We start from the raw sequence: 21,889 nt of genomic DNA, 5'->3' as shown, positions 1-21,889 counted from the left end.
GTACCTACCTATTTTTATTGAAGATAACGCCTATGCGCCGCTCACTCATATTAATACTTGCCCTAAGCTTTCCCCTGCTATTGAGTACCGAAGTTTTCGCGACGGATGCAGAACCAGTCGCCGCCACGCAAACTGCGCCAATCCCGAATGAAGCTCAAGTTGAGCTCACAACATTACAGGCAGCCATTAAAGAAGATATTGCGCGCTTATCCCAATCCCAGGGTGAATTGCGCACCATTGTTGAATATCGCATTCAAAACAAGACATTGCAGTTACGCAATAAGATTAAAGTGCTGTTAGAAGATGAGAACTACGATAAAGCCTTTATGTTGGCATTGGTGCAAGAGCAGCTGACATTTAACCTTAAAATCAACGACTACTTCAATGATATCGTGACCAAGTTGTCCCATAAGCTCGGCACGGCGGATGATGAGTCGACCTTACTCGAAATCTCTAAACGTGAGCTCGATAAGGACAACAACTACAAACAACGACTCGAGACCTTAAACTGGCTCGGCCAAATGGGCGAAGATGTCGCAGCGCAGAAAGCGGAGCTGACCCAAATCCTCTTAAGTCGCGCCGATAACTTCGATAGCTTTGTCACTTTTACCCAGCAGCAGTTACAAAATGCAGTTAACGCCGCAACTAATGCCGGTAAAGATGTGACCGCCGCGCAAACCAGTCGCGTCATGCAGCTAAAGGACAGATTGGCGCTCAACAGCCAGAGCCTTAGCATAGATATCGACTTACTCGATGCGCTCGAGCAAAACACCGCCTCGCTGAAAAAGACCCTGTTCAGTATCTCAGGCGATATCACTCAGGATGTCTTGAGTATCGATGTGGCCTCAAGCTTAGTCGAGCAATGGCTGCATACGGCCAAAGAACAGTCCATCAACCATGGCCCAACTTTAGTCTTTAAGCTATTTATCTTCTGTATGATCCTGTTTGTCGCAAGCCTTGCGGGCAAACTGGCGAAGAAGATTGTGAGCAATACCGTTAGTAACTCTAAGTTAAATTTCAGTAAGTTACTGCAAGACTTCTTTACCTCGCTCTCGGGCAAAGCGGTCTTCACTATCGGTGTACTGATTGCCCTCTCCCAGCTTGGGATTGAGTTAGGCCCGTTATTGGCAGGCTTTGGTATCGCCGGTGTGATCATCGGTTTCGCCCTGCAGGATTCACTCTCGAACTTTGCCTCGGGCATGATGATTTTGATCTATCGTCCCTATGATGTGGGTGACTTGATTAGCGCCGCTGGCGTAACGGGGCGCGTAAGCCATATGAGCCTAGTCTCCACCACAATTAAAACCTTAGATAACCAAAGGCTTATCATTCCAAACAACAAGATTTGGGGTGATACCATTAACAATATTACCGCCGAGCACCAACGCCGCGTCGACATGACCTTCGGTATTGGCTATGGCGACAATATTGAGCACGCCGAAGCCGTGCTTAAGTCGATTGTTGAGGCGCATCCTAAGGTGCAAAAAATCCCTGCACCGCTCATTAAACTGCACGTTTTAGGGGAATCCTCGGTCGACTTTATCGTCCGTCCTTGGGCTAAACCCGAAGATTATTGGGATGTGTATTGGGATATTACCCGCGAAGTGAAAATGCGCTTCGATACCGAGGGCATCAGCATTCCTTTCCCGCAGCGCGATGTGCATATTTACCGAACCAATAAATAACGCTTCGCCAAGGCGAGAAGTAAACAAAAGGCGCAATCCTAGATTGCGCCTTTTTCATGATATTCAAACAGTTAATCTATTAACCTAAACCGGTAATCTCGCCATCTGCGCCGATATCAATCTTCAAATAACCCGGAACTAATCCAAGCCCAGGCATAGTCATCACATTCCCCACCAACGCGGTAATAAATCCGGCTCCTGCATTTAACACTAACTCGCGCACAGGCACGATAAAACCTTGCGGTACGCCTTTAAGTTGAGGGTCATGGCTAATGGATAAGGGTGTTTTTGCCATGCAGACGGGTAAATGGGCGTAACCAAGGGCACTGAGTTCTTGTAATTGGAGCTTAGCCGCCTCGGATAAACTCAACCCTGCAGCGCCATAGCCGACTTCGGCCAAGGTCGATAATTTCGCCTCAAGCGCCATGTCATCGGGATATAGCAGGGTAAACTCGCTTGGCTGCTCACAGGCGCGCATGACGGTTTGCGCCAAGGCCAGCGCTCCCGATTCACCTTGACTGAAAGCCTCGCTAAGCTCGCAGCCAAAGGCGGCAGTGCCCGCAACGGCCTCAATCAACCAGTTAAGCTCGGCATCCGTATCGGTTGCAAAGCGATTAATAGCCACCACAACCGGAATACCGTAACGCGCCACATTGTTGATATGCCAGTTTAAGTTGGCAAATCCCGCCTCGAGACGGGCCTGGTCGGGCGCATTGATATCTGTATCCGAAATTAAGCCGCTATTGGCCTTCAGTGCCTTTAAGGTGGTCACTAACACCGCGGCGCTCGGAGTTAATCCCGACTGGCGCGCCTTGATATTACAAAACTTCTCAAACCCCATATCGGAGCCAAAACCGCCTTCCGTCACTACAAAATCGACCAGTTTTAGGGCGATATCGTCGGCAATCACCGACGAGTTACCGTGGGCGATATTGGCAAAGGGCCCTGCGTGGATAAGACAAGGCGCACCGTTTAAGGTCTGCATTAAGGTAGGTTTTACCGCATCCGCCATGATCGCCGTCATCGCGCCAGCAACTCCAAGGTCTTCCGCGCTAATTGCCGCACCTTGGCGATTCACAGCTAGTACTAGCTTGCCAATACGCGCGCGCATATCCGCCAGATTATGACTCAGTGCTAGAATCGCCATTAACTCGGAGGCGGCGGTAATATCAAAGCCAGAGGTGTAAGCGGGGCCATTATTTTCACCCAGCCCGACTTCAATCTCACGTAAACAGCGATCGTTATGATCGACCACTCGGTGCCAGCGAATCCCGTTAGGATCTATATCTAGGTAATTCTGCCCGGACTGCTGCTCAAATTCGGCCTTGCCTAACCGCGTTTCATGGTACAGCCGAGAGGCTATCGCCGCCGCGCCAAGATTATGGGCACTGCTGACGGCATGAATGTCACCCGTTAAATGCAGATTCAGCTCCTGCATGGGCACCACTTGGGCGTAACCACCACCAGCGGCGCCACCCTTTACCCCAAATACAGGGCCCATACTGGGCTGGCGAATACAGGCGCACACCTTGTTACCTAACGCTTTGAGGGATTGGGTTAAACCAATGGTGGTGACGGTTTTGCCTTCGCCGTGGGGCGTTGGTGTCACGGCGGTGACAATGATCAGCTTACCCTGTTGCTGCTCAGCTAAACGCTGCTGCACACGCAAATCGACCTTAGCTTTAGTCGTGCCAAATAGCTGCATCTCATCGGGCAATAACCCCAATTCGGCGCCAAGCGCGGCGATATCTTTTAGGTGCGCGCGGCGCGAAATATCCATATCAGTTAGCATGGGGTCATCTCTCCCTTGGGTATTTTGGTATCCACGCTAGGCATGCAAGCAGTGAATACAAAATAGGTACGCAAAATCGGTAAGTATCAGCGACGGCTGATTGAATATGGCGGATATTAGGTGATTAGCTTTAAGATATATAGCCATCGAAAGGGTTAATGAGCGATTCCTTAATCTGCATCAAATAAATCGACTCGGGTCCTTTCCCCTACAAAATACAGATTCCCAAAAGAGAAACAACATGAGCGGATCCCCTTTTAGTTTTTCAGAGTTCGTTGCCGGCTTTTGGCGAATGCATAGTTGGCAAATGTCACCCGCCGAGCGCCTTAACTTGATAGAGCAATATCTCGACCTAGGTGTGACCACTATGGATCACGCCGATATTTATGGCCAATACCAGTGCGAAACCCTGTTCGGCGAGGCGTTAGCGCTAAAACCCGGCTTAAGGCAACAGATGCAATTGGTCAGCAAATGCGGCATTAAGCCCGCCTTCGATTGTCGTCCCGAGCGCTATGTAAACCATTACGACACCTCCAAGGCGCATATTATTGCCAGTGTTGAGCAATCACTAAAGCAGCTGAAAACTGATTATTTAGATCTGCTGCTGATCCACAGACCCGATCCTTTAATGGACGCCGATCAAGTGGCCGACGCCTTTGCTGACTTAAAACAGGCGGGCAAGGTACGACATTTTGGGGTATCTAACTTCACCAATGCGCAGTTTTCACTATTGCAGTCGAGATTAAGTGAGCCCTTAGTCACCAATCAAATCGAAATCTCACCGCTAACAATGGCGAGTTTGCACGATGGTACTCTCGATTTATGTCAGGAGCGGCGCATTCGGCCTATGGCTTGGTCCTGTTTGGGTGGCGGAAAAATCTTTGACAATAACCATCCACAGGCCATTCGCCTGCAACAAACCTTAGCGGTCATCGCCGATGAGGTTGGTGCCCAAGATATCAGCCAAGTGATTTATGCTTGGGTGCGGATGTTACCGAGTCGGCCCGTGCCGATTATCGGCAGTGGCAATATCGCGAGGATAAAAACGGCGGTGGCCGCGCAGTCACTGACCCTAGACAGACAGCAATGGTTTAGTATCTGGCAAGCATCAACCGGACACAGCGTGCCTTAGCACTGCAAACAACACCAACAAAAACGGCGCCTTAGGCGCCGTTTTCATCATGCTTAAAGCTGCACTTCACCACTGAGATGTGGTCTGCGACCTTTACTGTCGCGTAGCTCAAATACCCATTTGTCATGTGATTGTTCGTAACCAAATCCCACTTCGGCGGGCATCAGCAGCGGTAACTTAAAGGCCACATCGACTACGAAGGGGCGCTCACCAATCTCAGGCATTAATTCTGCTAAGCAGCGCGCCTTGGACCACATACCGTGGGCCAACACACGGTCAAAACCAAAACGTTTCGACAGCACGGGATGCAGGTGGATCAGGTTATAGTCGCCTGATGCTTTGGCATAACGGCGACCTAAATCTTCACTCAACTCCCATGATTGGGGTGATTCCCAAGCCATCTCGAGCGCCTTAGGTGGACGAACGCGGCGGCCAGCAGTCTCGATACGATAGAGGTAAGTCGACAGCGATTCCCACACCAACTCTTCACCCACAAAGGCCTTAGAGACAAATTCAAACTCTAAGCCTGAATCGGTTTCACGGCTGGTGGTTAAGGCGCATTCGAGGGAGAACACTTCATCGACTGTCGTCGGACGATAGACTTGAATGCGGTTCTTTAAATGGATCATCCCCAGCAGCGGGAAGGTAATACCATCGTGGGTAAAAATCACCGCGTGCAGGCGAAATGCCATCACATACAAATAGGTTGGCGGTAATATTTTACCGTTGAAATCAAAGCCACACACTTGGGCATATTGGCTAACTTTGGCCTCGGACACTTGCACATTGGGCGCCGACACCTTGATATAAGGTAAGGGCTGTTGGTCCCAACCGGGTTTACGACCAAAGAAAATCTTGCGATAAAGAGAAAACAGCGAGGGCATCGCGTTCAATTCAACACAATATGCATTATTCAAGTCTGAGTACCTTTTAATTAACTATCCCTACGCACGAATAACCAGAAATACCCCGTACAGATGCATAACATCTGAAAAATCAAAAAGCTCACGAGTGTAAAACAGGCAAAACTGTGTCTAAAAAGGGCTGATGCTGACTCACCGAATGGACAGCTAAAGAGTCAGGTTTATCGAAAACGGCGTGATTATACCCCAGCGGATAGAGTTCTGGATATCCCCCACTTTACTGTGATTTTTTATCCCATTAAAAATCAATATATTATAAAATCATGGCCCTGTATGACTTTGCCTTATCCACACTGCGAGTGCGAAAAGATTACGCCTGTGCCACACTATCGCCCCCAGTCTTTAACTTAGTTAACCCGTGCAAGATAAGAATTTCGATAAACTCGCGCAAAAGTTCGCGAAGAACATTTACGGCACCCCTAAGGGTGAAATCCGTGCAGCCGTGTTATGGCGCGATCTCGCTCCCGCCTTGGCGCAATTTGGCGATAAAAAACTGCGGATTTTAGATGCGGGCGGCGGTTTTGGTTATTTCAGCCAAAAGCTGGCACGTCTGGGCCATGAAGTGGTGTTGTGCGATATTTCCGCTGAAATGCTTGCCCAAGCAAAAACACAAATCGATGCCAGCGACACGCCATTGGCAATCCGTTTGGTTCATGCACCGATTCAAGCCCTCTCCGCCGCCGAGCATGGCAGATTCGATCTTATCCTTTGCCATGCCGTAGTCGAATGGCTCGCCGATGCGAAAACCACCATGGAAGGCTTGCTGACCATGCTTAAGCCTAATGGGCTGTTTTCGCTGATGTTTTACAATAAAGAGGCAATGCGTTTCCATGCATTAGTGTCAGGTAATTTCGACTATGTTGCCGCCGATCTTAAGGTGAAGAAGAAGGTGCGCCTCACGCCCACGCACCCGCTTTATATTCATGATGTTAAACAATGGTTTGCCGAATGGAACATGGATCTGCTGCGCGAGTCGGGCGTGCGAGTCATTCACGACTATTTGAAGAAACATCAGCCTGCGGATTTTGACTATCAAAAGCTGCTGACGATGGAGCTCGAATATTCCCAACGCGAGCCCTATATTTCGCTCGGTCGTTATGTGCATTTTCTGGGGCAAAGCGCCGCAACCGACACATCCGCATAAGCTCGCGAAACAATAAAGGACGCCAAGGCGTCCTTTATTGTTTCATCACCAGATGATTCGACCCTAGTTCTGCTCACTAAGTGTATTCAACCCCTGTGCGTTCAAATCCAGAATCCCCCCAATCATCCGTCATATAGCTATATCAGTCACATTGATCACGCCAACAGGCGGTTACGGTTGCGCCCTTCTGTTTAAGCAACTGCACCACGCTTTTATCACCCACCACATGGCCGGCGCCTACCACTACAAATAGCGGTTCACTGGCGGCTTCTGCGGTCATTAACCTCATCATGCCATCGGCCATGACTTTATTGCGCTGCCAGAGAATTTTATCCAGCATCAGGGTGTCGCCCTCCCCTCCAAGCTGCTCCTGCATCAAAGTATCCAACGCAGTTTCATCACCGGAGCGCCACGCCTCAACCAGTGAGAGTAGTTCGGCATCAGAGGCATTAATGGCTTCGCGCACCATAGACCACTGAACTTGGCTATCGAAGGAGGACAGTAATTGGAACTGCGACTCAGCCGTCTCTAACTGATACACAGGCTTACCCGCACGGCCAAGCAACTGCATATCGACACCATAGTCGGTGCTAAAACCTAAGCTATTGTAGCGCAGTAGATTAAGTTGAGATGCCTGCAACCAAGGCGCAAAGGCTTGAATCGACTGGCATAGGCTGGCCTTGTCTTCACAATAGTGGCGCATTACCTCTATCGTTTGTTTATCTCGGCTCTGCCAATCGAGCCCCTGTACGTGAGTCGCCATACCATACTTTTGCAATAGGGCACGGCTGTCGATTTTATTAGTATCGATTTCAACCACTAATCCCTTGGACTTGGCAAATGCCGCCTCCACTTGCGCTGGCATAGGATAAAAATCGGCACGGCCAATATGAATCGAACCCAAAAGGTAAGCGGATTTCCCCTGCCATTGCACCTGATAAAACGGCGGTTTATCCGTCGGCGCCGCCCAACTCGACGCACTGGTAAACATTGCGACGCCGCACAGCGCCAGTAATAGTCGCCACCGACTTGTTGCCATATCCTTTGCCCCTTATAATTCCTGCAAATTTTGCAATGAGACGCTGTTATGCCACACACTAAGGTTATAGAGCAACTGAAAGAAAATCTTCAAATCGCCTATCGCCAAGCCATAGACGCTGATGCTAAGTTAGATGAATTGAAAAAAGCGGGCCATGGGAAATTCACTAGCATCTTCACCGCCGAACAGGGCTTTATCGTGTCGAGCAACCGCTTTTTGCCCTATGTGCAAGAATTGGTGGACGACCTCACTAAGCTGCAACAACAGAGCAGCCTAGATCCCGCCGCACTGGAAACCTTAGTGCGCCAACTGGCCACCCTACTCAAAACCCTGCACGCCTTCAAAAAGCAGAGCTAATTCAATAAACGCTGAAATATCATTAATTTCAGCGTTTGCTCTCATTTCCTGTACACGGATTTTCGGCAAACAAAATTGTCATCATTTTGTCATTTCTAAGTCATAGACTCCGCAAACATTGTCGTGGGGGCTGAAGTAATGACGAGTTTAGATCTGGCAAAAGAGCTTGATAAGATAATCGCAAAGGGGGCAATCAGCCCGCTTTTTCAGCCCATTTTCAATATCTTGGAACACAAGATCCACGGATTTGAAGCGCTCAGCCGTGGGCCGGAGTATAGCCCGCTCTACTCACCCATTCCACTGTTTAAAACCGCGGAACATCAGGGCAAATTGAGCGAACTCGAGACACTCTGCCGCCGCATTTCGCTGGAGCAATTCAAACTGCGTCAGTTCCAAGGCCGTTTGTTTATCAATATTTCCCCTAAGGCCCTACTCGATCCTACCCATCCCAAGGGCATGACGCTGCAACTGCTACAGCAATTGGGAATTTCCCCGTCACAGGTGGTGATTGAGTTATCGGAGCAATATCCCGCCGACGATATCGACTTACTGAAATCTTGCCTGAATCACTATCGCAGCCAAGGCTTTATGACGGCTATTGATGACTTGGGTGCAGGTTATTCGGGTTTACGGCTCTGGTCTGAGTTATCGCCCGACTATGTGAAAATCGATCGCCACTTTATCCACCAAATTGATTCAACCCCGGTGAAACAAGAATTTGTGCGCTCGATTGTCGAACTGTGTCAAAGCCTCACCTGCAAAGTGATTGCCGAAGGGATTGAAACCCAAGAGGAACTCGCCGTACTCAAACAGCTAGGCATAGTCTATTGCCAAGGCTATTTACTCGGACGCCCCGAGGCGCTGCCAAGCCGCGCGATGAAAGCGACCTTAGTGCCGAATAATACTCAGGTTCAGCCCAGATACAGTGAATCCGCCGAAAGCCTCTGCACCAGCGCCATTACAGTGGTGCCAACACTCAAACTTAAGCACTTAAGCGATACCTTTAGCTCTCAACCCGCCTTACAGGCCGTGGTTGTGGTGCAAGATCAACTGCCGCTGGGGATTATTAGCAGAGCGACTTTGCTGGAGCTTTTTAGCACGCCCTATGGCCGAGCCCTGCATGAAAACCACGCCGTCAGTGAAGTGATGGACCCGCAAGTGTTGCAGATTGAAGCCAACGAGCCCCTGTCGATTGTGAGTCAATTACTGACCTCGGAGAGCGCCAATACCGTCGCCCAGCAATTTATCATTCTGCGTCGGGGCAAATTGCTCGGCATTGGCCACACCAAAGATTTGCTACAGCGGATCACCGAGCACAGGATCAAGATGGCAAGGCATGCCAACCCGTTAACGGATTTACCCGGTAATGTGCCCATTCAGGAAGAACTCAAACGCCTCAGAAACCAACAAAAGCCCTTCTACTTGGCCTATTTCGATCTCTGCCAATTCAAGCCCTATAACGATATTTACGGTTTCTGCCGCGGCGATGAGGTGATCTGCGAGGTCGCCAATCTGTTAGTGAAATACAAGACGGACAACTGTTTTATCGGCCATGTCGGTGGCGATGACTTTGTGGTGATCAGCACTTGCGAGCAACTCATCGAGCGCTGCCAACGCATATTGACCGAGTTTGAGGCCAACAAGTCGCTCTTTTATAGTGCAGAGCATTGGCAAGCCCAAGAAATGCTCGCCGATGATAGGCAAGGACAAGCCTGTTATCACAAGTTAATCAGCCTGTGTGTCGGCGTGCTTACTCCCGCCCATACCTATAACTGCAATGAACATAGCTTATCGACCTTAAGCGCCAAGGCAAAAAAACAGGCAAAATCCGCGAGTAACGGATTTTGCCTGTTAGAAGAAAGAGACATGAGCCCTCAAGCATTAAGTGCTTAGGCTGGTTTAATCAGCCTAGAGTTTAGGCGCAACGGTCTTTTTTAACCAATCACTTAGCATTTTGGTTTCATAATTAAATGGCTTGTCATTTAACGGCTGAATGCCCGTCATAAAGCCCATATCGGAGAGCTTTTCATCCCCGGCGATGATCACTTTGTCATTTTCAAGTACTTGATAACTAAAGGTCATGCGTGGTGGGTAGATCTCTTTGATCACCCGTAAATCATCGGCGGTTGCCCCAAAGGTTGGACGCATATCCCCGGCGAGATCGACATCGGTCACCGTCATCTCTAACTTTTGATTCGGTTTTAAGACTTTTGCCGCTTCTTTATTGATATTCGTAGTTAAAGTATCGAATAAACGCTGTTCATAACGCGACTGAATTTCGCCCGATGACTTAATATCACGGAAATCTTTTGGGTTTTGCCAAACAATCTTAACCACCCCATCTTCTGTCACAGGATCGGTTTTCGCCTCGTCTGCGGCCCATACAGCACTGCAACTCAACACACTGGCGAGTAATAGGAACTGAACTTTCATCTTTGCCTCCTAGGCCTCATTGTTTCTGCCATATACCGTACAAAATCTAACCTGAACTTCAGCTTAATGCAAAATCGTATTTATAACAGCATAGACGAAGTAAGCTTTTGTATAGATTAGTAAATAATTTAAGCTAACCGCTATCAATCCGTATCTTTTTGTATCTTAACGCACCAAACGAGTGCAAAGTTATTAATTTGTGATCATTTAACGCGCATCTTACTTAAAAAAGTATTATCCTTCGCTCAATCTTTTATGACCACGACTCAAAAATGAAATTCCCCGTTGTACCTGTGTTTGTATTAATCCTCTTTACATGCTTTGCCAGCGCCATTTGGTTTATCTCTTCGGGAGAGAAAGACACGCGCCCCGAAACTTGGTCATCCTTTATTTATACCCATGGTTATGATTCTGGGAAGTATAAGAAAATGGATAATTTCGACAGTTATGAAGCCTGTCGTGACTATGCCAAGGAACAATCTTCCTTTTACGATAATGTGCCTTGGGAGTGTGGTCTAAAGTGCGGCTTCGATTCCCGTAAACAGGGTTTTCAATGCCAAGAGATGCGAAACGAGCAGTAAGATAGCGGTTCAGCCAAGGTTCAAGATCCCTCCAGTATGCTTAATTTCTCAGCAATACCTTTGGTTTTGTTTGTCATGGATGCACGATGAAAGCCAAACGACGATTTAAAGACTAACCGATTATCGGTAATTTAAATTTGGAGTGATCTATGAAACTAACAACCGCAAAGCTACAACAACCTATGATGGCAAAGCTTGCCTTACTGACACTGCTCACCCTAGGCACACTCATCAGTTTACCTAGCCATGCCACCACCCTCAGCGCTGCGCAGCAGCAAGTGGTGAAATCGCACTTTGATAAACTGGCTCAGTCACAACAGCAGGCAGAAGAGCGCATGACTGAGCAGCTCGACCAAGACTTTAGCCGCGAATTAGTGGAGCAAGAGCATCAACTGATGCGCCAGACTTGCCCTCGCTACGGCATGACCTTCGATATCAGCCGCAATGCCTGCTTACGCTCGTAAGCCAAATTAAAACGGAAAACGCGCACTAAGCTCAGGATATTGCTGCTTTAAATCTTTGGGCTTAGTGCTAAATTTTTTACCCGCAGGTGTCGCCTTGCCCGACGGCATAAAAGGCAACTCCTTACCCGTTCTGTCTTCAAATAGTTGACCCGCGATCAAGTCGTAATCTTCGATAAAAGGATAGGCGTAGCCGTCTTTCTCGGGCCACGCTGGTAACTGCGCCAAAGTGTCGGGATTGGCAATCACCGCCTCATAACGGGCCTGCCCAAGTGAGATCAGAAACGCGCGAAATTCGGCAAAGGCATAATCGGAATCACAGCCCGTGATGATATAAGCCGCTCCCCACACCGACCATAAGTAGCTTCGGCGCATCTGTTGGCCAAACAATTTATCGAAGGCTTTTAACTCGTCGTCACTCAGCTCTGCCAACTTTTGCTTTAATGCCTGCGCTAAAGATTCCTGGGATTGCGCTGGCTCACTGCGGGTCACTAAGTCCCAAAATTCTACTTCTGTCATCACTTAACCTAATATTGAATGCCCAAGCAAAGGCGTATTCTACATGATAATACGGTTATGCTGGACTCAGTTCAGGGCTTTTCCTACACTTGCTCCACTTAAAATAACCAATAAACCCAAGTCAATGCCTAAACGCCTTATTCTACTGATTGCCCTCTACACCCTCTTTGCCGTAGTCGCGCTACTGCGTGCCGTTACCACAGGTTCGTTCGATCTCTTTAGCTTAGGTGTTTTGCCAGTTTTGTTTGGCATACTCACTCAGGCGCCTTGGTCTAGCTTAGTGCTGAAAATTTATATTGGATTACAAACCTTAGGCCTGTCAGCACTAGGGGTTACTGCGATTATCGCCTATCAAATTACCCCGCAGGACGTCAAAGTGGTGGTTGAAGGCCACAACATCCCTATGTTGCCCTTAGTCTTAAGCATCATCGCCCTGTTATCTGTGCAGTATTGGATAGCCTTTTCCCGCGTCAGCCATAATTATTTAACCGCAAAGGTAAAAGCATAAGCCTGTTTATTGCTAAGCCCTTGTTTATAGCCTAAGTTAACGGCTCCCTAAAAGACCTGATAAAGCCAGCCACTATGACTCATTTATCGCCCAGCGAACTCTCGATTCTCATTGTTGAGCCATCGGAAACCCAGCGCCGGATTATCATCAAGCGCTTACAGCAAGAAGGCATTATCAGCATTCAAAATGCGGCTGATTTGGCTCAAGCGAAAGAACTGATAGCCCGCCATAAACCGGATCTCATCGCCAGCGCCATGTATTTTGAAGATGGCACCGCGACCGAGTTTTTAAGCTACCTGTGCACCAACAGTGAATACAAAGACATTCAATTTATGTTGGTTTCGAGCGAATGTCGCCGTGAGCAATTAGAGATTTTTCGTCAGTCTGGCGTGGTCGCGATTCTGCCAAAGCCCTTTAATGCCGAACACTTAGGCAAGGCGTTGAATGCAACTATCGATTTACTCAGCCATGATGAGCTCGACCTGAGTCACTTCGATGTACACGACGTGCGTGTGCTCGTGGTTGATGACAGCCGCATGGCGCGCAATGTGATTAAACGTACTATTGGCAACCTTGGGATCAAGCAGATCACCGAAGCGGAAGATGGCGCTCAAGCCATTGAGTTAATGCGTAATAATATGTTTGACCTGATCATTACCGATTACAATATGCCCAGCGTCGATGGTCTGGCACTCACCCAATTTATCCGTAATGAAAGCCAGCAATCCCATGTGCCTATCCTCATGGTGTCTTCGGAGGCAAATGATGCTCACTTGAGCAACGTCTCGCAGGCGGGCGTCAATGCCCTGTGTGATAAACCCTTCGAACCCAAATTGGTGAAGCAGCTCTTATATCAGTTGCTCGAAGAATAAAACCTAAGTCACGAACGGGACAAATATTCTGCATTTTTGTTACTTATAGGACACAAGCCCGCAGCAAAGGGCTTTCCAACGGCTAAACCTTGTGGCATGTTAGGCACGCTGACTTAATAAATCTACGGAAAGAAGAGACAATAAAGATGAACAAAACTGAACTTATTGCCAAGATTGCAGAAAATGCCGATATCACTAAAGCTGAAGCAGCACGTGCATTGAAATCTTTCGAAGCAGCTATTACTGAATCAATGAAAAACGGTGACAAGATCTCTATCGTTGGATTTGGCTCTTTTGAAACCACGACTCGCGCAGCTCGTACTGGCCGTAACCCACAGACAGGCAAAGAAATCCAGATCGCTGAAGCCACTGTGCCTAAGTTTAAAGCGGGTAAAACCTTGCGTGATAGTGTGAACTAATTCGCTCGACATCATTCTATAAAACGCCTCCTTTGTGGGGCGTTTTTTTGCCCTGCGAAAAGCATGAAAGATGATTTTTTGCACAAATACAGTGCGCACACCGCTCCATTTTCGAGCATTTTAAAACATTTTATTAACAATGATTTTATAACCATTTGTTTTTAATGATGTTCAAATAATGGCATGTGATTAGCAATTCCCTTATCAGAAAAAACCATGATGCACCAATGTCACCCGCTCGGTGGTGACATGAGTGAATCGATAAATAAGTCAATCGAGGGGATGAGAATGAGAAAATCACTGTACAGCGTTTTGGCATTATCGACGGGATTGTTACTAACCACCAACGCCTTTGCGGCCGTGTCCGGCAATATTGGCGGCACGTCTAACTATCTATGGCGCGGGGTCACTCAAACCAATGATTCGGTCGCTATCCAAGGAGGCATAGACTACAGCCATGACTCCGGATTCTATGCTGGCACTTGGGCATCGAATGTCGACTTTGGCGACGATACAAGCTATGAGTTGGATCTCTACGCAGGCTACGGCGGCAACATCACCGAAGACCTCAGCTACGATATTGGTTACCTCTACTACGCTTACCCCGATGCCGAAGGCAGCATCGATTTTGGTGAACTGCATGGCGCTATTACCTGGAAATGGTTTGAACTCAGTTACTCACAGGTGATCAATGCGGGTGATGATGTCGCAGCCGAGCCATTAGATAACAAGGACATGAGTTACCTTGCGGCCACGGCATCTTTCCCGCTGACGGATAAACTCAGCCTATCTTTGCACTACGGCTACTCCAGCGGCGATGTGGTTGAATCTTGGTTTGGCGAAGATAACTACGCAGATTACAACGTTACCCTGAGTGCCGATACCAGTATGGGAACCGTGTCATTTATGGTGTCAGATACAGATCTGCAGGGTGATGATGCCAAGGTAGTTTTAGGCTATTCCTACGGCTTTGATTTATAAGATTAAGCACTAACTTAAGCGCTAGTAAAACAAAAACGCCGCGATAATCTCGGCGTTTTTTATTAGGCAATTACGGCGCGATTCGATTTACGCGCCGATACCATTTTCTCAATGTACTCTACGATGGGTTCAGTGACCGAGATTCCTGTGGTCTGCTCAATCCCTTCGATACCAGGCGCCGAGTTCACCTCAAGGATCAAGGGACCACGATTAGAGCGTAAAATATCGACCCCCGCCACCACTAAGCCCATGGCTTTCACTGCGGCGACCGCCATCTTGCGCTCCGCAGGGGTGATTTTCACTTTTTCACCGCAGCCACCTAAGTGCAGGTTAGAGCGAAAATCTCCTTCGGGTCCTTGGCGCTTCATCGAAGCCACCACTTTATCGCCAACCACAAAACAGCGAATGTCGCTGCCGTTGGATTCCTTAATATATTCCTGCACCATGATATTGGCTTTCAGCCCTAAAAAGGCTTCGATCACGCTCTCGGCAGCAGTTTTAGTTTCGGCCAATACCACGCCAATCCCTTGTGTGCCTTCCAGCAACTTAATCACTAAGGGCGCGCCGCCCACCATGTTAATTAAATCGGGAATATCATTGGGTTTATTGGCAAATCCAGTAATAGGCATGCCAATGCCTTTGCGGGAAAGCAATTGCAACGCGCGTAACTTGTCCCGTGAACGCGCGATTGAAATCGAGTCGTTGGCGGCAAATACCCCCATCATTTCGAACTGGCGCACTACCGCGCAGCCATAAAAGGTCACGCTGGCGTGAATGCGTGGGATAATGGCATCGAACCCCGTTAACTCTTGGCCTTGGTAATGAATGCTAGGCTTGATGGAGTTGATATTCATGTAGCAATTCAAGGTATTAATAACCACAGCCTCATGACCACGGCTCTCGCAGGCCGCCACTAGGCGTCGGGTGGAATACAACTCAGGGAACTGGGATAAGATACCTATTTTCATTGCCAAATGACCAAATTAAACACTGTGATTGAAGCTCTGTGCACACGGCATCAGAAAGGGGCGCAGATATTTGTCTATTACTGAGTGTAAAGCAAGAAAATATTCCTCACCAGACGAAAACCTCAGCCTTAGCCAAACGTAAGATAATCTTCACAATTTAGGGTCATTATTTTGTAAGTAGTGGAGTAATGTACTTGGCCTCAAATTCGCTCGCTTCTAAGGGCCGCGAAAATAAATACCCTTGGAGCACATTGCAATTTCGTGCGGTGCAAAACTCGGCTTGTTCAGCCGTTTCAATGCCTTCGGCAACCGATGTCACGTTAAAACCATAAGCAAAATTGAGTAATGCCGCGAGTAACCGCGTATCTTTGTCATCCTTATCGTAGGAGGCAATAAAGCTCTTATCAATTTTTAATACACTGATTGGAAAGAGTTTTATATGCTCTAGGGATGAAAAGCCTGTACCGAAGTCATCGAGTGCAAATCGCACTCCGAGTTGCGCAATTCTATCGAGTACCTTGGCATGTTCATGGGGTTCTTCAATTAAGCTGTTTTCGGTAATCTCAAGCTCTAGCGCTTTCGCATCTAATCCCGTCACCTCGAGGGCATGAACAATTTTTTCATATAGATCAATGTGCCCAATTTGCGATGCCGACAGATTCACTGCAATGGTAAAGCTATGTCCAACGGGGGTTAGCCGCGTGAGCCATTCCTGCGCCTGACGACAGGCTTCGATAAGCACCCAATCACCGATTTCTTCCATCAGACCAATTTCCTCTGCAATGGATAGGAATTGATCCGGTGCAATCAAACCATCTTGCGGATGCAACCAACGGATTAACGCCTCCATCCCTATCACCTGATGGGTTTGAGAATCTACTTGTGCCTGATAATAAACCTTGAATTCATTCTGCTTGAGCGCCATGCGCAAGCTGGACTCGATATGATTACGGTAACGGACTTCTTTATCTAAGGCCTCAGAATAAAACTGAATTTGGTTGCGCCCCATTTTTTTGGCGCGATACATGGCAATATCGGCGCATTTCATCAACTCAGAGCTATCAGAGGCGGCCTCATTATAAAAAGCCACGCCGATACTGGCGCCAATCATCACATCGTTTTCACCCAGGCAGAAAACCTCCTCAAAGGCCTTAAGCAGGCGATTGGCGACTATCATAGGGAAATATTTGTAGTCATTGTCGGTCACGAGTACCACAAACTCATCGCCACCTAAGCGGGCGATCACATCACCATCTCGCAGCACAGAGCTTAATCGCGAGGCGACTTTGACGAGTAAGATATCGCCAGTTTGATGACCTAAAGTATCGTTAATTGCTTTAAAATCATCTAGATCTAGCAAAATAACGGCGAGAAAGTCATTGCTGCGTTTTGCCCTTGCTATAGCGCGGTTCAAACACAGTTCAAACCCGTAGCGGTTCACTAATTTGGTTAGAGAATCATGCTCAGCCAACTCTTTGAGTTTTTGATGGCTATTTCTTAGGGCTAAGGCCATGGAGGAACGTTGTTTAGCGTAACGAATCGCACGGCTTAAGATCCGTGAATTGACTTCATCTTTTAACAGAAAATCCTGCGCGCCCAGCTCGATACAACGCTGTGCCAGTTTCTCATCCTCATAGCGACTCAGCATCACCACCACAGTTTGGTCTTGAGTCATCGAATTGAGTTTGATCAGCACCTCTAAACCATTGGCATCGGGTAATAGATAATCCAATAAGATACCGTCGAAATGCCTTTCAAGAGCCAAGTTAAGGCCATCGAAAGCACAATTTGCTTCAACCACATTGAAGGCTAATTTGGACTGTCGCAGTGCCCGAATAATCGCAGTTCTATCGACTTCATCATCATCGATCAGCAGTAAATCCATATACACACCCTATACGGTTGGAAGCTCCACTATGCGCCAATAACCTTCCAACATATTGAAAATGTTGTTGAAACCATCCTTAATATCCGTTTTCACCATATAGCCTGCGACATGGTGACTATAAGCCTTCATCCGATCCTCATCGGTACTCGAAGTCGTGAGCATAAATACCACGGAGGAAGACAGGGTTGGGTCGGAGCGAATATGTTCAAGGAATTCAAACCCATTCATTCTGGGCATATTAAGATCGAGCAAAATGAGGTAGGAACCTTTTATCGCTTCGCTGTGGGTCAAAATACTTAATGCTTCTAGGCCATCTCGTGCACGTACTAAGGGGTTGAGCAATCTCAGTTGCTTCATCGCCCGCTGCACCGCCATATAATCCACATCATCGTCATCGACCAACAAAATCGTCACTTGTTTGTAGTTATTAGTGCTGCTCATATCCCCTCCTTGTTGACTATGCGCATCGGCCAGCTAAATCGAAAACAACAACCACGTCCCTCTGATTCTAGTTGAATTTTTCCACCAAGACTTTCTACCGTCTTTTTGACTAGCGACAAACCTAAACCGCTCCCCTCCACTTCATCCCTCGGCCTAAGCGTTTGGAACATCTCAAATACCTTGCCATGGTATTTAGTGGATATGCCTGGACCATCATCGATAACACTAAACCAGTAATGGGTGTTGGAGGCACTACACACCACTTTAATCACACCTTCAGCCTGATCATGGTGTTTAATCGCATTACTGAATAAATTCCTTATCACTAATTCGAGCAGAGTTTTTACGGTTTTAAATTGTGGGAAATTTCCTTCGAGCTCTAGGGAAAAGCCCTGCGGCGGTGCGACTAAGGCGAACATATCCTCAATCAGTTGCCGTGAATCAACATCGACAATCTCCGCATCGACTCGCCCAATACGCGAAAACATCAGCAAACCATCGAGTAGTAACACCATACGTTGGATACGACTTTGGATTAATCCTAAGTATTTTTGGACGTTTTCGTCCGTATTCTCGGACAAATCTTCACTTAACCAACTCGTTAGCTGTTCAATGCCCCGCAGTGGCGACTTAAGATCGTGGGAAGCGATATAAGCAAACTGGTCGAGTTCCTTGTTGATGCGCTCAAGTTCAGCTGTATGTTCAATCCGCTGCGCTTCGATCCGTTTGCGCTCCGACACATTGTTTATCGTTGCCAATATCGACACGCCATTGCTGAAGTGAATGGGGGTCAGCCCAACTTCAATCGCCAAGCGAGTCCCATCTTTGCAACAACCGAACAAGTCGTCTCGCAGTGACATGTTTTTCGCAATCGGTTGGGCGAGGTAACTGCCCATATGTTGCTGATGTATTTCCCTTAACCCCTCGGGTAATAACATATTGATTGAACGCCCGAGTAACTCATCCCGTGCGTAACCAAAGAGGCGTTCGGCATGGGTGTTCACTAAGGTGATAATGCCTTTTCTATCCACCATAAAGAGCGCACTAGGTGAAGCTTCAATCACGAGGCGGAAGCGTTTTTCATTGGCAATTAACTCTGCGGTTAACCTCGACTCTTGATAGCGATTTCGCGCCATCGTCAGCACTGAGTAAAACAAGGCTAAGATAAACGCACTCCCAATCACCTGAAGCCATACACTTTGGGTTTGTTCCGCGCTTGAGATAAAGCGTGATTCAGAGGACACCTCTAAACGCCAAACTTGGCCTTCCATGGTTTCTAGCTGGGATTGATAAAACACATCATTTGTAGAGGGCAAGGCTTTATGGCTGCTAAACATCAGGCTCTCGTTGTTGGCCTCCATACCATCGTAAATCGCCAGTTTTAATCCCGAAAAACGTTTCCCCATAATGCCTTGCATCAGATCATTCATACGAAATGGGGCGTACACCACGCCGATAGCCTGTTGCTTACGTTCTTCCTCCGTCATCGGCTGACCGCGGTATAACGGGACATACATTAAAATACCGGCTTGCGCATCATCAGGGGTTTCTTGCACTAGAGTCACTTTACCCGATGCGGTGGGGAGCCCTGTGGCAATGGCGTGTAAGATGGCAGCCCTGCGGGTTGATTCGGAGCACATATCGAAGCCAAATGCCCGTTGATTGCGCCAGTCAAATGGTTCTAAGTACTTAATCGCACAATAGAGATCTCTGTCCCCAACAGGGGTCACTCTATAGTCATCGAATCCTTCCTCTTGCACTTCTTGAGTAAAAGCCTCCACAGTTGCAGGCGTTAAGAGTTGGGCAAAGCCTAAGCCTTGAATCCCGGGGTAATATTCGGATAAACGAGCATTAGAAACATAGAGTTGCCATTCACGGCGAGTCACTCCATCCGAGGCAAGAAATAGCCCTACGCCGCCGCGCAATACCTGCTCATAGGCAGTCATACGACTGCTGACGGCACTAATAAGATCTTGAACATTATTGTTAAAACGCTCTTCACCCCGATCTCGTAAATATTCTTCAAGCACAAACCAAGAAAGCCCCATAAAAAAGACGGCGGCGAGTAACATCAACCAACTGGAGCTGATCACACTGGCATAAAAGCTTTTAGAGCTGTTGAAGTTGAAAGAATCAGGGAAACTATCCTTGTCCATACCCGCTAAATCCCTAGCACCGAAGAAGATTAAACACTGATCCAAGTGTTGTTGGTGTTTTAGGCAAATTCAAGTCTATCCGACTATTTAAGTAGGAATTAACTTAGAAAATAAAAATAATGAGTTATGCGCTAAATCACAAAATTCAGCGGTTGCTGAATGAGCACAAAAATAGCGTGACAATATGACAAGCTTACAGGGTCAATACTCCGCTTTACGGGAAGAAAATTTTACGTTCAGTCGTAAAATTTTTTGCTTTTCTGCCACACTCTTTTTAGATAGAAAGGCGTTAGGAACAACAATGAGGAATTCGTTATGGCTCATATTACTGAAGTCGTGCCCAACGATACTGAAATTGAGGCAATGACCACCCCTAGAAACAGCAAAGCAGCCGAGGCAATGCAACATAAGCGTGAGATAAAGAAACGCTTAGAAGATTACCTCGAACGCGCCGAGTTAAGACGTGCATTAGGAGATGACGACTTATTCTAAGCTTCCCGTTCCCTTAAGGCGTTAGGTCTCTCAAACCCGACGTTTTTCTAAAAGCCTCACCCAGCTCCTAGGGGCTGGGTGTACAATTTACTATTATTTTGATACTACTTTTTGCCACTCTTATAGGCCTGAGTTTTGATCAGTAGCCATTCCGCTTTTGCCCCAAGATACACATAAGCCCCTAATCCAACTAATAAACCCACTACAGCAAGCATCATCCAAATCGCCGGCTCGATATATTGTTTCTCCCCCAGTGACGCCTTAAACATGGTCAATAAAGCCTCAATTGAAATGGCGATCAAAATCGTTGAAACAAATCGAGTGATGGTTCGGCGGGTGGAGCTGTGACGAAAAATATCCTTATGCATTAATACTTCTTCCTCCAGAATTGTTTTCCCGAGGTCGAAGATCGCTAATGCCAGAGTCATAAAGATAATAATCCCAAAGGGTTGCAATGGGTCTTGCCCGACTTGCTCCACCACAAATAACCCATAAATATCCCTAAGCGCCGTCCAAAGTAGCACCATGACTAGCACAAAAAGCCCCGCGACTATCACGCCATACACGGCTTTAAACGCTGGCGTGACCCGCCGACGAGCACTGTCGCCCATCATAAATTCAATCATTCGCGTCAAATCCACATCGACGACTAGATAGCCGAGCTTTTGCTCCTGCTGCACAATCGCTAAGGAGGCCGATAAACATAAGTTCCCGCTGGCATTGGATAAATAAGGGCGAGTGATATTAACCCCATCAGACTCATCCCTATTGGTAAAATAGGGCCGTTGACTACGATCGCGATTACCGCCAAGGGGCACTAACTTGATCTGCTGATCGACCACTGCGATATTTTGGCTAATTTGCACCCCTTGGGTATCGAGCAAATACATCAGCTCGACAAAGGGATAACTGCCCGCAATACCCTTCATGGCCTTGATATCGACTTTTGGTTGGTGAAATAAGTCCGCATCGGCAATGCCCGTTAAAATAGACTCCATCAGCTCATGCACTGTGGCCTCATACTCGTGATAACGCTCAATCACACTCAAATAGCTCATTGCAGCCATAACTCTCTCCCATCGACGTTATCCGATTGCT

At 47.6% G+C, this 21,889-nt stretch carries 22 protein-coding genes; 12 read left to right on the top strand and 10 right to left on the bottom strand.

The genetic code is table 11. The features are described 5' to 3' along the window. Positions 1-32: 32 nt before the first annotated feature. Positions 33-1,685, top strand: coding sequence for a mechanosensitive ion channel family protein (locus K0H59_RS02835; protein WP_220054599.1), 1,653 nt, complete (start codon positions 33-35; stop codon positions 1,683-1,685). Positions 1,686-1,764: 79 nt separating this feature from the next. On the opposite strand, the gene K0H59_RS02830 is transcribed toward K0H59_RS02835, so the two are convergent. Beyond that, positions 1,765-3,477 (bottom strand): formate--tetrahydrofolate ligase, encoded by a 1,713-nt coding sequence (locus tag K0H59_RS02830; RefSeq protein WP_220054598.1) that lies wholly within the window; start codon positions 3,475-3,477, stop codon positions 1,765-1,767. A gap of 241 nt (positions 3,478-3,718) precedes the next feature. Here K0H59_RS02830 and K0H59_RS02825 point away from each other — a divergent pair, with 241 nt between their 5' ends. Then, on the top strand, positions 3,719-4,609 hold the full coding sequence (locus K0H59_RS02825; protein ID WP_220054597.1) for an aldo/keto reductase family oxidoreductase: 891 nt from the start codon (positions 3,719-3,721) through the stop codon (positions 4,607-4,609). Between the two features lie 53 nt (positions 4,610-4,662). Here K0H59_RS02825 and K0H59_RS02820 read toward each other — a convergent pair whose 3' ends face one another. After that, on the bottom strand, positions 4,663-5,493 hold the full coding sequence (locus tag K0H59_RS02820) for a MaoC/PaaZ C-terminal domain-containing protein (protein WP_220055546.1): 831 nt from the start codon (positions 5,491-5,493) through the stop codon (positions 4,663-4,665). A 397-nt stretch (positions 5,494-5,890) separates the two neighbouring features. On the opposite strand from K0H59_RS02820, the gene K0H59_RS02815 reads away from it, so the two are divergent. Next, positions 5,891-6,676 carry a methyltransferase domain-containing protein gene (locus tag K0H59_RS02815; RefSeq protein WP_220054596.1) on the top strand — a complete coding sequence of 262 codons (786 nt, stop codon included), beginning with the start codon at positions 5,891-5,893 and terminating at the stop codon, positions 6,674-6,676. A 142-nt stretch (positions 6,677-6,818) separates the two neighbouring features. On the opposite strand, the gene K0H59_RS02810 is transcribed toward K0H59_RS02815, so the two are convergent. Then, complete coding sequence (locus K0H59_RS02810; protein WP_220054595.1) at positions 6,819-7,715, bottom strand: TraB/GumN family protein; 897 nt, start codon at positions 7,713-7,715, stop codon at positions 6,819-6,821. A 48-nt stretch (positions 7,716-7,763) separates the two neighbouring features. Here K0H59_RS02810 and K0H59_RS02805 point away from each other — a divergent pair, with 48 nt between their 5' ends. Together K0H59_RS02805 and K0H59_RS02800 are read left to right on the top strand one after the other, a co-directional pair. Then, a complete protein-coding gene (locus tag K0H59_RS02805) occupies positions 7,764-8,072 on the top strand; it encodes a hypothetical protein (protein ID WP_011715755.1) in 309 nt (102 codons plus the stop codon). A 138-nt stretch (positions 8,073-8,210) separates the two neighbouring features. Beyond that, complete coding sequence (locus tag K0H59_RS02800) at positions 8,211-9,965, top strand: GGDEF domain-containing protein (RefSeq protein WP_220054594.1); 1,755 nt, start codon at positions 8,211-8,213, stop codon at positions 9,963-9,965. Positions 9,966-9,980: 15 nt separating this feature from the next. Here K0H59_RS02800 and K0H59_RS02795 read toward each other — a convergent pair whose 3' ends face one another. Further along, positions 9,981-10,505 (bottom strand): DUF3016 domain-containing protein, encoded by a 525-nt coding sequence (locus K0H59_RS02795; protein WP_011715753.1) that lies wholly within the window; start codon positions 10,503-10,505, stop codon positions 9,981-9,983. A gap of 272 nt (positions 10,506-10,777) precedes the next feature. Here K0H59_RS02795 and K0H59_RS02790 point away from each other — a divergent pair, with 272 nt between their 5' ends. Both K0H59_RS02790 and K0H59_RS02785 read left to right on the top strand, forming a co-directional pair. Further along, a complete protein-coding gene (locus tag K0H59_RS02790) occupies positions 10,778-11,086 on the top strand; it encodes a hypothetical protein (RefSeq protein WP_011715752.1) in 309 nt (102 codons plus the stop codon). 149 nt (positions 11,087-11,235) lie between these two features. Then, on the top strand, positions 11,236-11,550 hold the full coding sequence (locus K0H59_RS02785; RefSeq protein ID WP_011715751.1) for a hypothetical protein: 315 nt from the start codon (positions 11,236-11,238) through the stop codon (positions 11,548-11,550). 6 nt (positions 11,551-11,556) lie between these two features. On the opposite strand, the gene K0H59_RS02780 is transcribed toward K0H59_RS02785, so the two are convergent. After that, positions 11,557-12,066, bottom strand: coding sequence for a DUF4240 domain-containing protein (locus K0H59_RS02780; RefSeq protein ID WP_220054593.1), 510 nt, complete (start codon positions 12,064-12,066; stop codon positions 11,557-11,559). A 124-nt stretch (positions 12,067-12,190) separates the two neighbouring features. Here K0H59_RS02780 and K0H59_RS02775 point away from each other — a divergent pair, with 124 nt between their 5' ends. The 4 genes from K0H59_RS02775 (at position 12,191) to K0H59_RS02760 (ending at position 14,846) form a co-directional block, all read left to right on the top strand. Next, positions 12,191-12,574 carry a hypothetical protein gene (locus K0H59_RS02775; RefSeq protein ID WP_088211818.1) on the top strand — a complete coding sequence of 128 codons (384 nt, stop codon included), beginning with the start codon at positions 12,191-12,193 and terminating at the stop codon, positions 12,572-12,574. Positions 12,575-12,648: 74 nt separating this feature from the next. Further along, a complete protein-coding gene (locus K0H59_RS02770) occupies positions 12,649-13,446 on the top strand; it encodes a response regulator (RefSeq protein ID WP_088211819.1) in 798 nt (265 codons plus the stop codon). Positions 13,447-13,592: 146 nt separating this feature from the next. Further along, positions 13,593-13,865, top strand: coding sequence for an HU family DNA-binding protein (locus K0H59_RS02765; protein WP_011715748.1), 273 nt, complete (start codon positions 13,593-13,595; stop codon positions 13,863-13,865). A gap of 288 nt (positions 13,866-14,153) precedes the next feature. Next, on the top strand, positions 14,154-14,846 hold the full coding sequence (locus tag K0H59_RS02760; RefSeq protein ID WP_011715747.1) for a TorF family putative porin: 693 nt from the start codon (positions 14,154-14,156) through the stop codon (positions 14,844-14,846). Between the two features lie 62 nt (positions 14,847-14,908). Here the strand turns inward: K0H59_RS02760 and rimK are convergent, their stop codons facing one another. The 4 genes from rimK to K0H59_RS02740 form a co-directional block, all read right to left on the bottom strand. Beyond that, on the bottom strand, positions 14,909-15,814 hold the full coding sequence (gene rimK, locus K0H59_RS02755; protein WP_011715746.1) for a 30S ribosomal protein S6--L-glutamate ligase: 906 nt from the start codon (positions 15,812-15,814) through the stop codon (positions 14,909-14,911). Positions 15,815-15,980: 166 nt separating this feature from the next. Next, on the bottom strand, positions 15,981-17,699 hold the full coding sequence (locus K0H59_RS02750) for a bifunctional diguanylate cyclase/phosphodiesterase (RefSeq protein ID WP_011715745.1): 1,719 nt from the start codon (positions 17,697-17,699) through the stop codon (positions 15,981-15,983). Positions 17,700-17,708: 9 nt separating this feature from the next. Continuing rightward, positions 17,709-18,143 carry a response regulator gene (locus K0H59_RS02745; RefSeq protein WP_011715744.1) on the bottom strand — a complete coding sequence of 145 codons (435 nt, stop codon included), beginning with the start codon at positions 18,141-18,143 and terminating at the stop codon, positions 17,709-17,711. Next, entirely contained in the window at positions 18,140-20,299 is a 2,160-nt protein-coding gene (locus tag K0H59_RS02740; protein WP_088211823.1) for a CHASE domain-containing protein, read from the bottom strand. The genes K0H59_RS02745 and K0H59_RS02740 overlap by 4 nt, the downstream gene beginning before the upstream one ends. Positions 20,300-20,614: 315 nt before the next feature. Here K0H59_RS02740 and K0H59_RS02735 point away from each other — a divergent pair, with 315 nt between their 5' ends. Next, entirely contained in the window at positions 20,615-20,791 is a 177-nt protein-coding gene (locus K0H59_RS02735) for a PA3496 family putative envelope integrity protein (protein WP_011070882.1), read from the top strand. A gap of 104 nt (positions 20,792-20,895) precedes the next feature. Here K0H59_RS02735 and K0H59_RS02730 read toward each other — a convergent pair whose 3' ends face one another. Continuing rightward, entirely contained in the window at positions 20,896-21,858 is a 963-nt protein-coding gene (locus K0H59_RS02730; RefSeq protein ID WP_011715742.1) for a PDC sensor domain-containing protein, read from the bottom strand. Positions 21,859-21,889: the final 31 nt, after the last annotated feature.

Origin of the sequence: Shewanella sp. FJAT-51649, assembly GCF_019457435.1 — a bacterium.
GTDB classification, from domain to species: domain Bacteria; phylum Pseudomonadota; class Gammaproteobacteria; order Enterobacterales; family Shewanellaceae; genus Shewanella; species Shewanella mangrovisoli.
Note: the sequence above shows the minus strand (reverse complement) of the source record. Positions and strands in the feature narration are given on the sequence as shown.

Excerpts from the sequence above, each read along its gene's own strand:
- K0H59_RS02795 (WP_011715753.1), bottom strand. The coding sequence starts at position 10,505 with ATGAAAGTTCAGTTCCTATTACTCGCCAGTGTGTTGAGTTGCAGTGCT.
- K0H59_RS02770 (WP_088211819.1), top strand. The coding sequence starts at position 12,649 with ATGACTCATTTATCGCCCAGCGAACTCTCGATTCTCATTGTTGAGCCA.
- K0H59_RS02835 (WP_220054599.1), top strand. The coding sequence starts at position 33 with ATGCGCCGCTCACTCATATTAATACTTGCCCTAAGCTTTCCCCTGCTA.
- K0H59_RS02785 (WP_011715751.1), top strand. The coding sequence starts at position 11,236 with ATGAAACTAACAACCGCAAAGCTACAACAACCTATGATGGCAAAGCTT.
- K0H59_RS02730 (WP_011715742.1), bottom strand. The coding sequence starts at position 21,858 with ATGGCTGCAATGAGCTATTTGAGTGTGATTGAGCGTTATCACGAGTAT.
- K0H59_RS02775 (WP_088211818.1), top strand. The coding sequence starts at position 12,191 with ATGCCTAAACGCCTTATTCTACTGATTGCCCTCTACACCCTCTTTGCC.
- K0H59_RS02745 (WP_011715744.1), bottom strand. The coding sequence starts at position 18,143 with ATGAGCAGCACTAATAACTACAAACAAGTGACGATTTTGTTGGTCGAT.
- K0H59_RS02765 (WP_011715748.1), top strand. The coding sequence starts at position 13,593 with ATGAACAAAACTGAACTTATTGCCAAGATTGCAGAAAATGCCGATATC.
- K0H59_RS02750 (WP_011715745.1), bottom strand. The coding sequence starts at position 17,699 with ATGGATTTACTGCTGATCGATGATGATGAAGTCGATAGAACTGCGATT.
- K0H59_RS02740 (WP_088211823.1), bottom strand. The coding sequence starts at position 20,299 with ATGGACAAGGATAGTTTCCCTGATTCTTTCAACTTCAACAGCTCTAAA.
- K0H59_RS02760 (WP_011715747.1), top strand. The coding sequence starts at position 14,154 with ATGAGAAAATCACTGTACAGCGTTTTGGCATTATCGACGGGATTGTTA.
- K0H59_RS02735 (WP_011070882.1), top strand. The coding sequence starts at position 20,615 with ATGGCTCATATTACTGAAGTCGTGCCCAACGATACTGAAATTGAGGCA.
- K0H59_RS02800 (WP_220054594.1), top strand. The coding sequence starts at position 8,211 with ATGACGAGTTTAGATCTGGCAAAAGAGCTTGATAAGATAATCGCAAAG.
- K0H59_RS02780 (WP_220054593.1), bottom strand. The coding sequence starts at position 12,066 with ATGACAGAAGTAGAATTTTGGGACTTAGTGACCCGCAGTGAGCCAGCG.
- K0H59_RS02825 (WP_220054597.1), top strand. The coding sequence starts at position 3,719 with ATGAGCGGATCCCCTTTTAGTTTTTCAGAGTTCGTTGCCGGCTTTTGG.
- K0H59_RS02820 (WP_220055546.1), bottom strand. The coding sequence starts at position 5,493 with ATGCCCTCGCTGTTTTCTCTTTATCGCAAGATTTTCTTTGGTCGTAAA.
- K0H59_RS02790 (WP_011715752.1), top strand. The coding sequence starts at position 10,778 with ATGAAATTCCCCGTTGTACCTGTGTTTGTATTAATCCTCTTTACATGC.
- K0H59_RS02830 (WP_220054598.1), bottom strand. The coding sequence starts at position 3,477 with ATGCTAACTGATATGGATATTTCGCGCCGCGCGCACCTAAAAGATATC.
- K0H59_RS02805 (WP_011715755.1), top strand. The coding sequence starts at position 7,764 with ATGCCACACACTAAGGTTATAGAGCAACTGAAAGAAAATCTTCAAATC.
- rimK (WP_011715746.1), bottom strand. The coding sequence starts at position 15,814 with ATGAAAATAGGTATCTTATCCCAGTTCCCTGAGTTGTATTCCACCCGA.
- K0H59_RS02810 (WP_220054595.1), bottom strand. The coding sequence starts at position 7,715 with ATGGCAACAAGTCGGTGGCGACTATTACTGGCGCTGTGCGGCGTCGCA.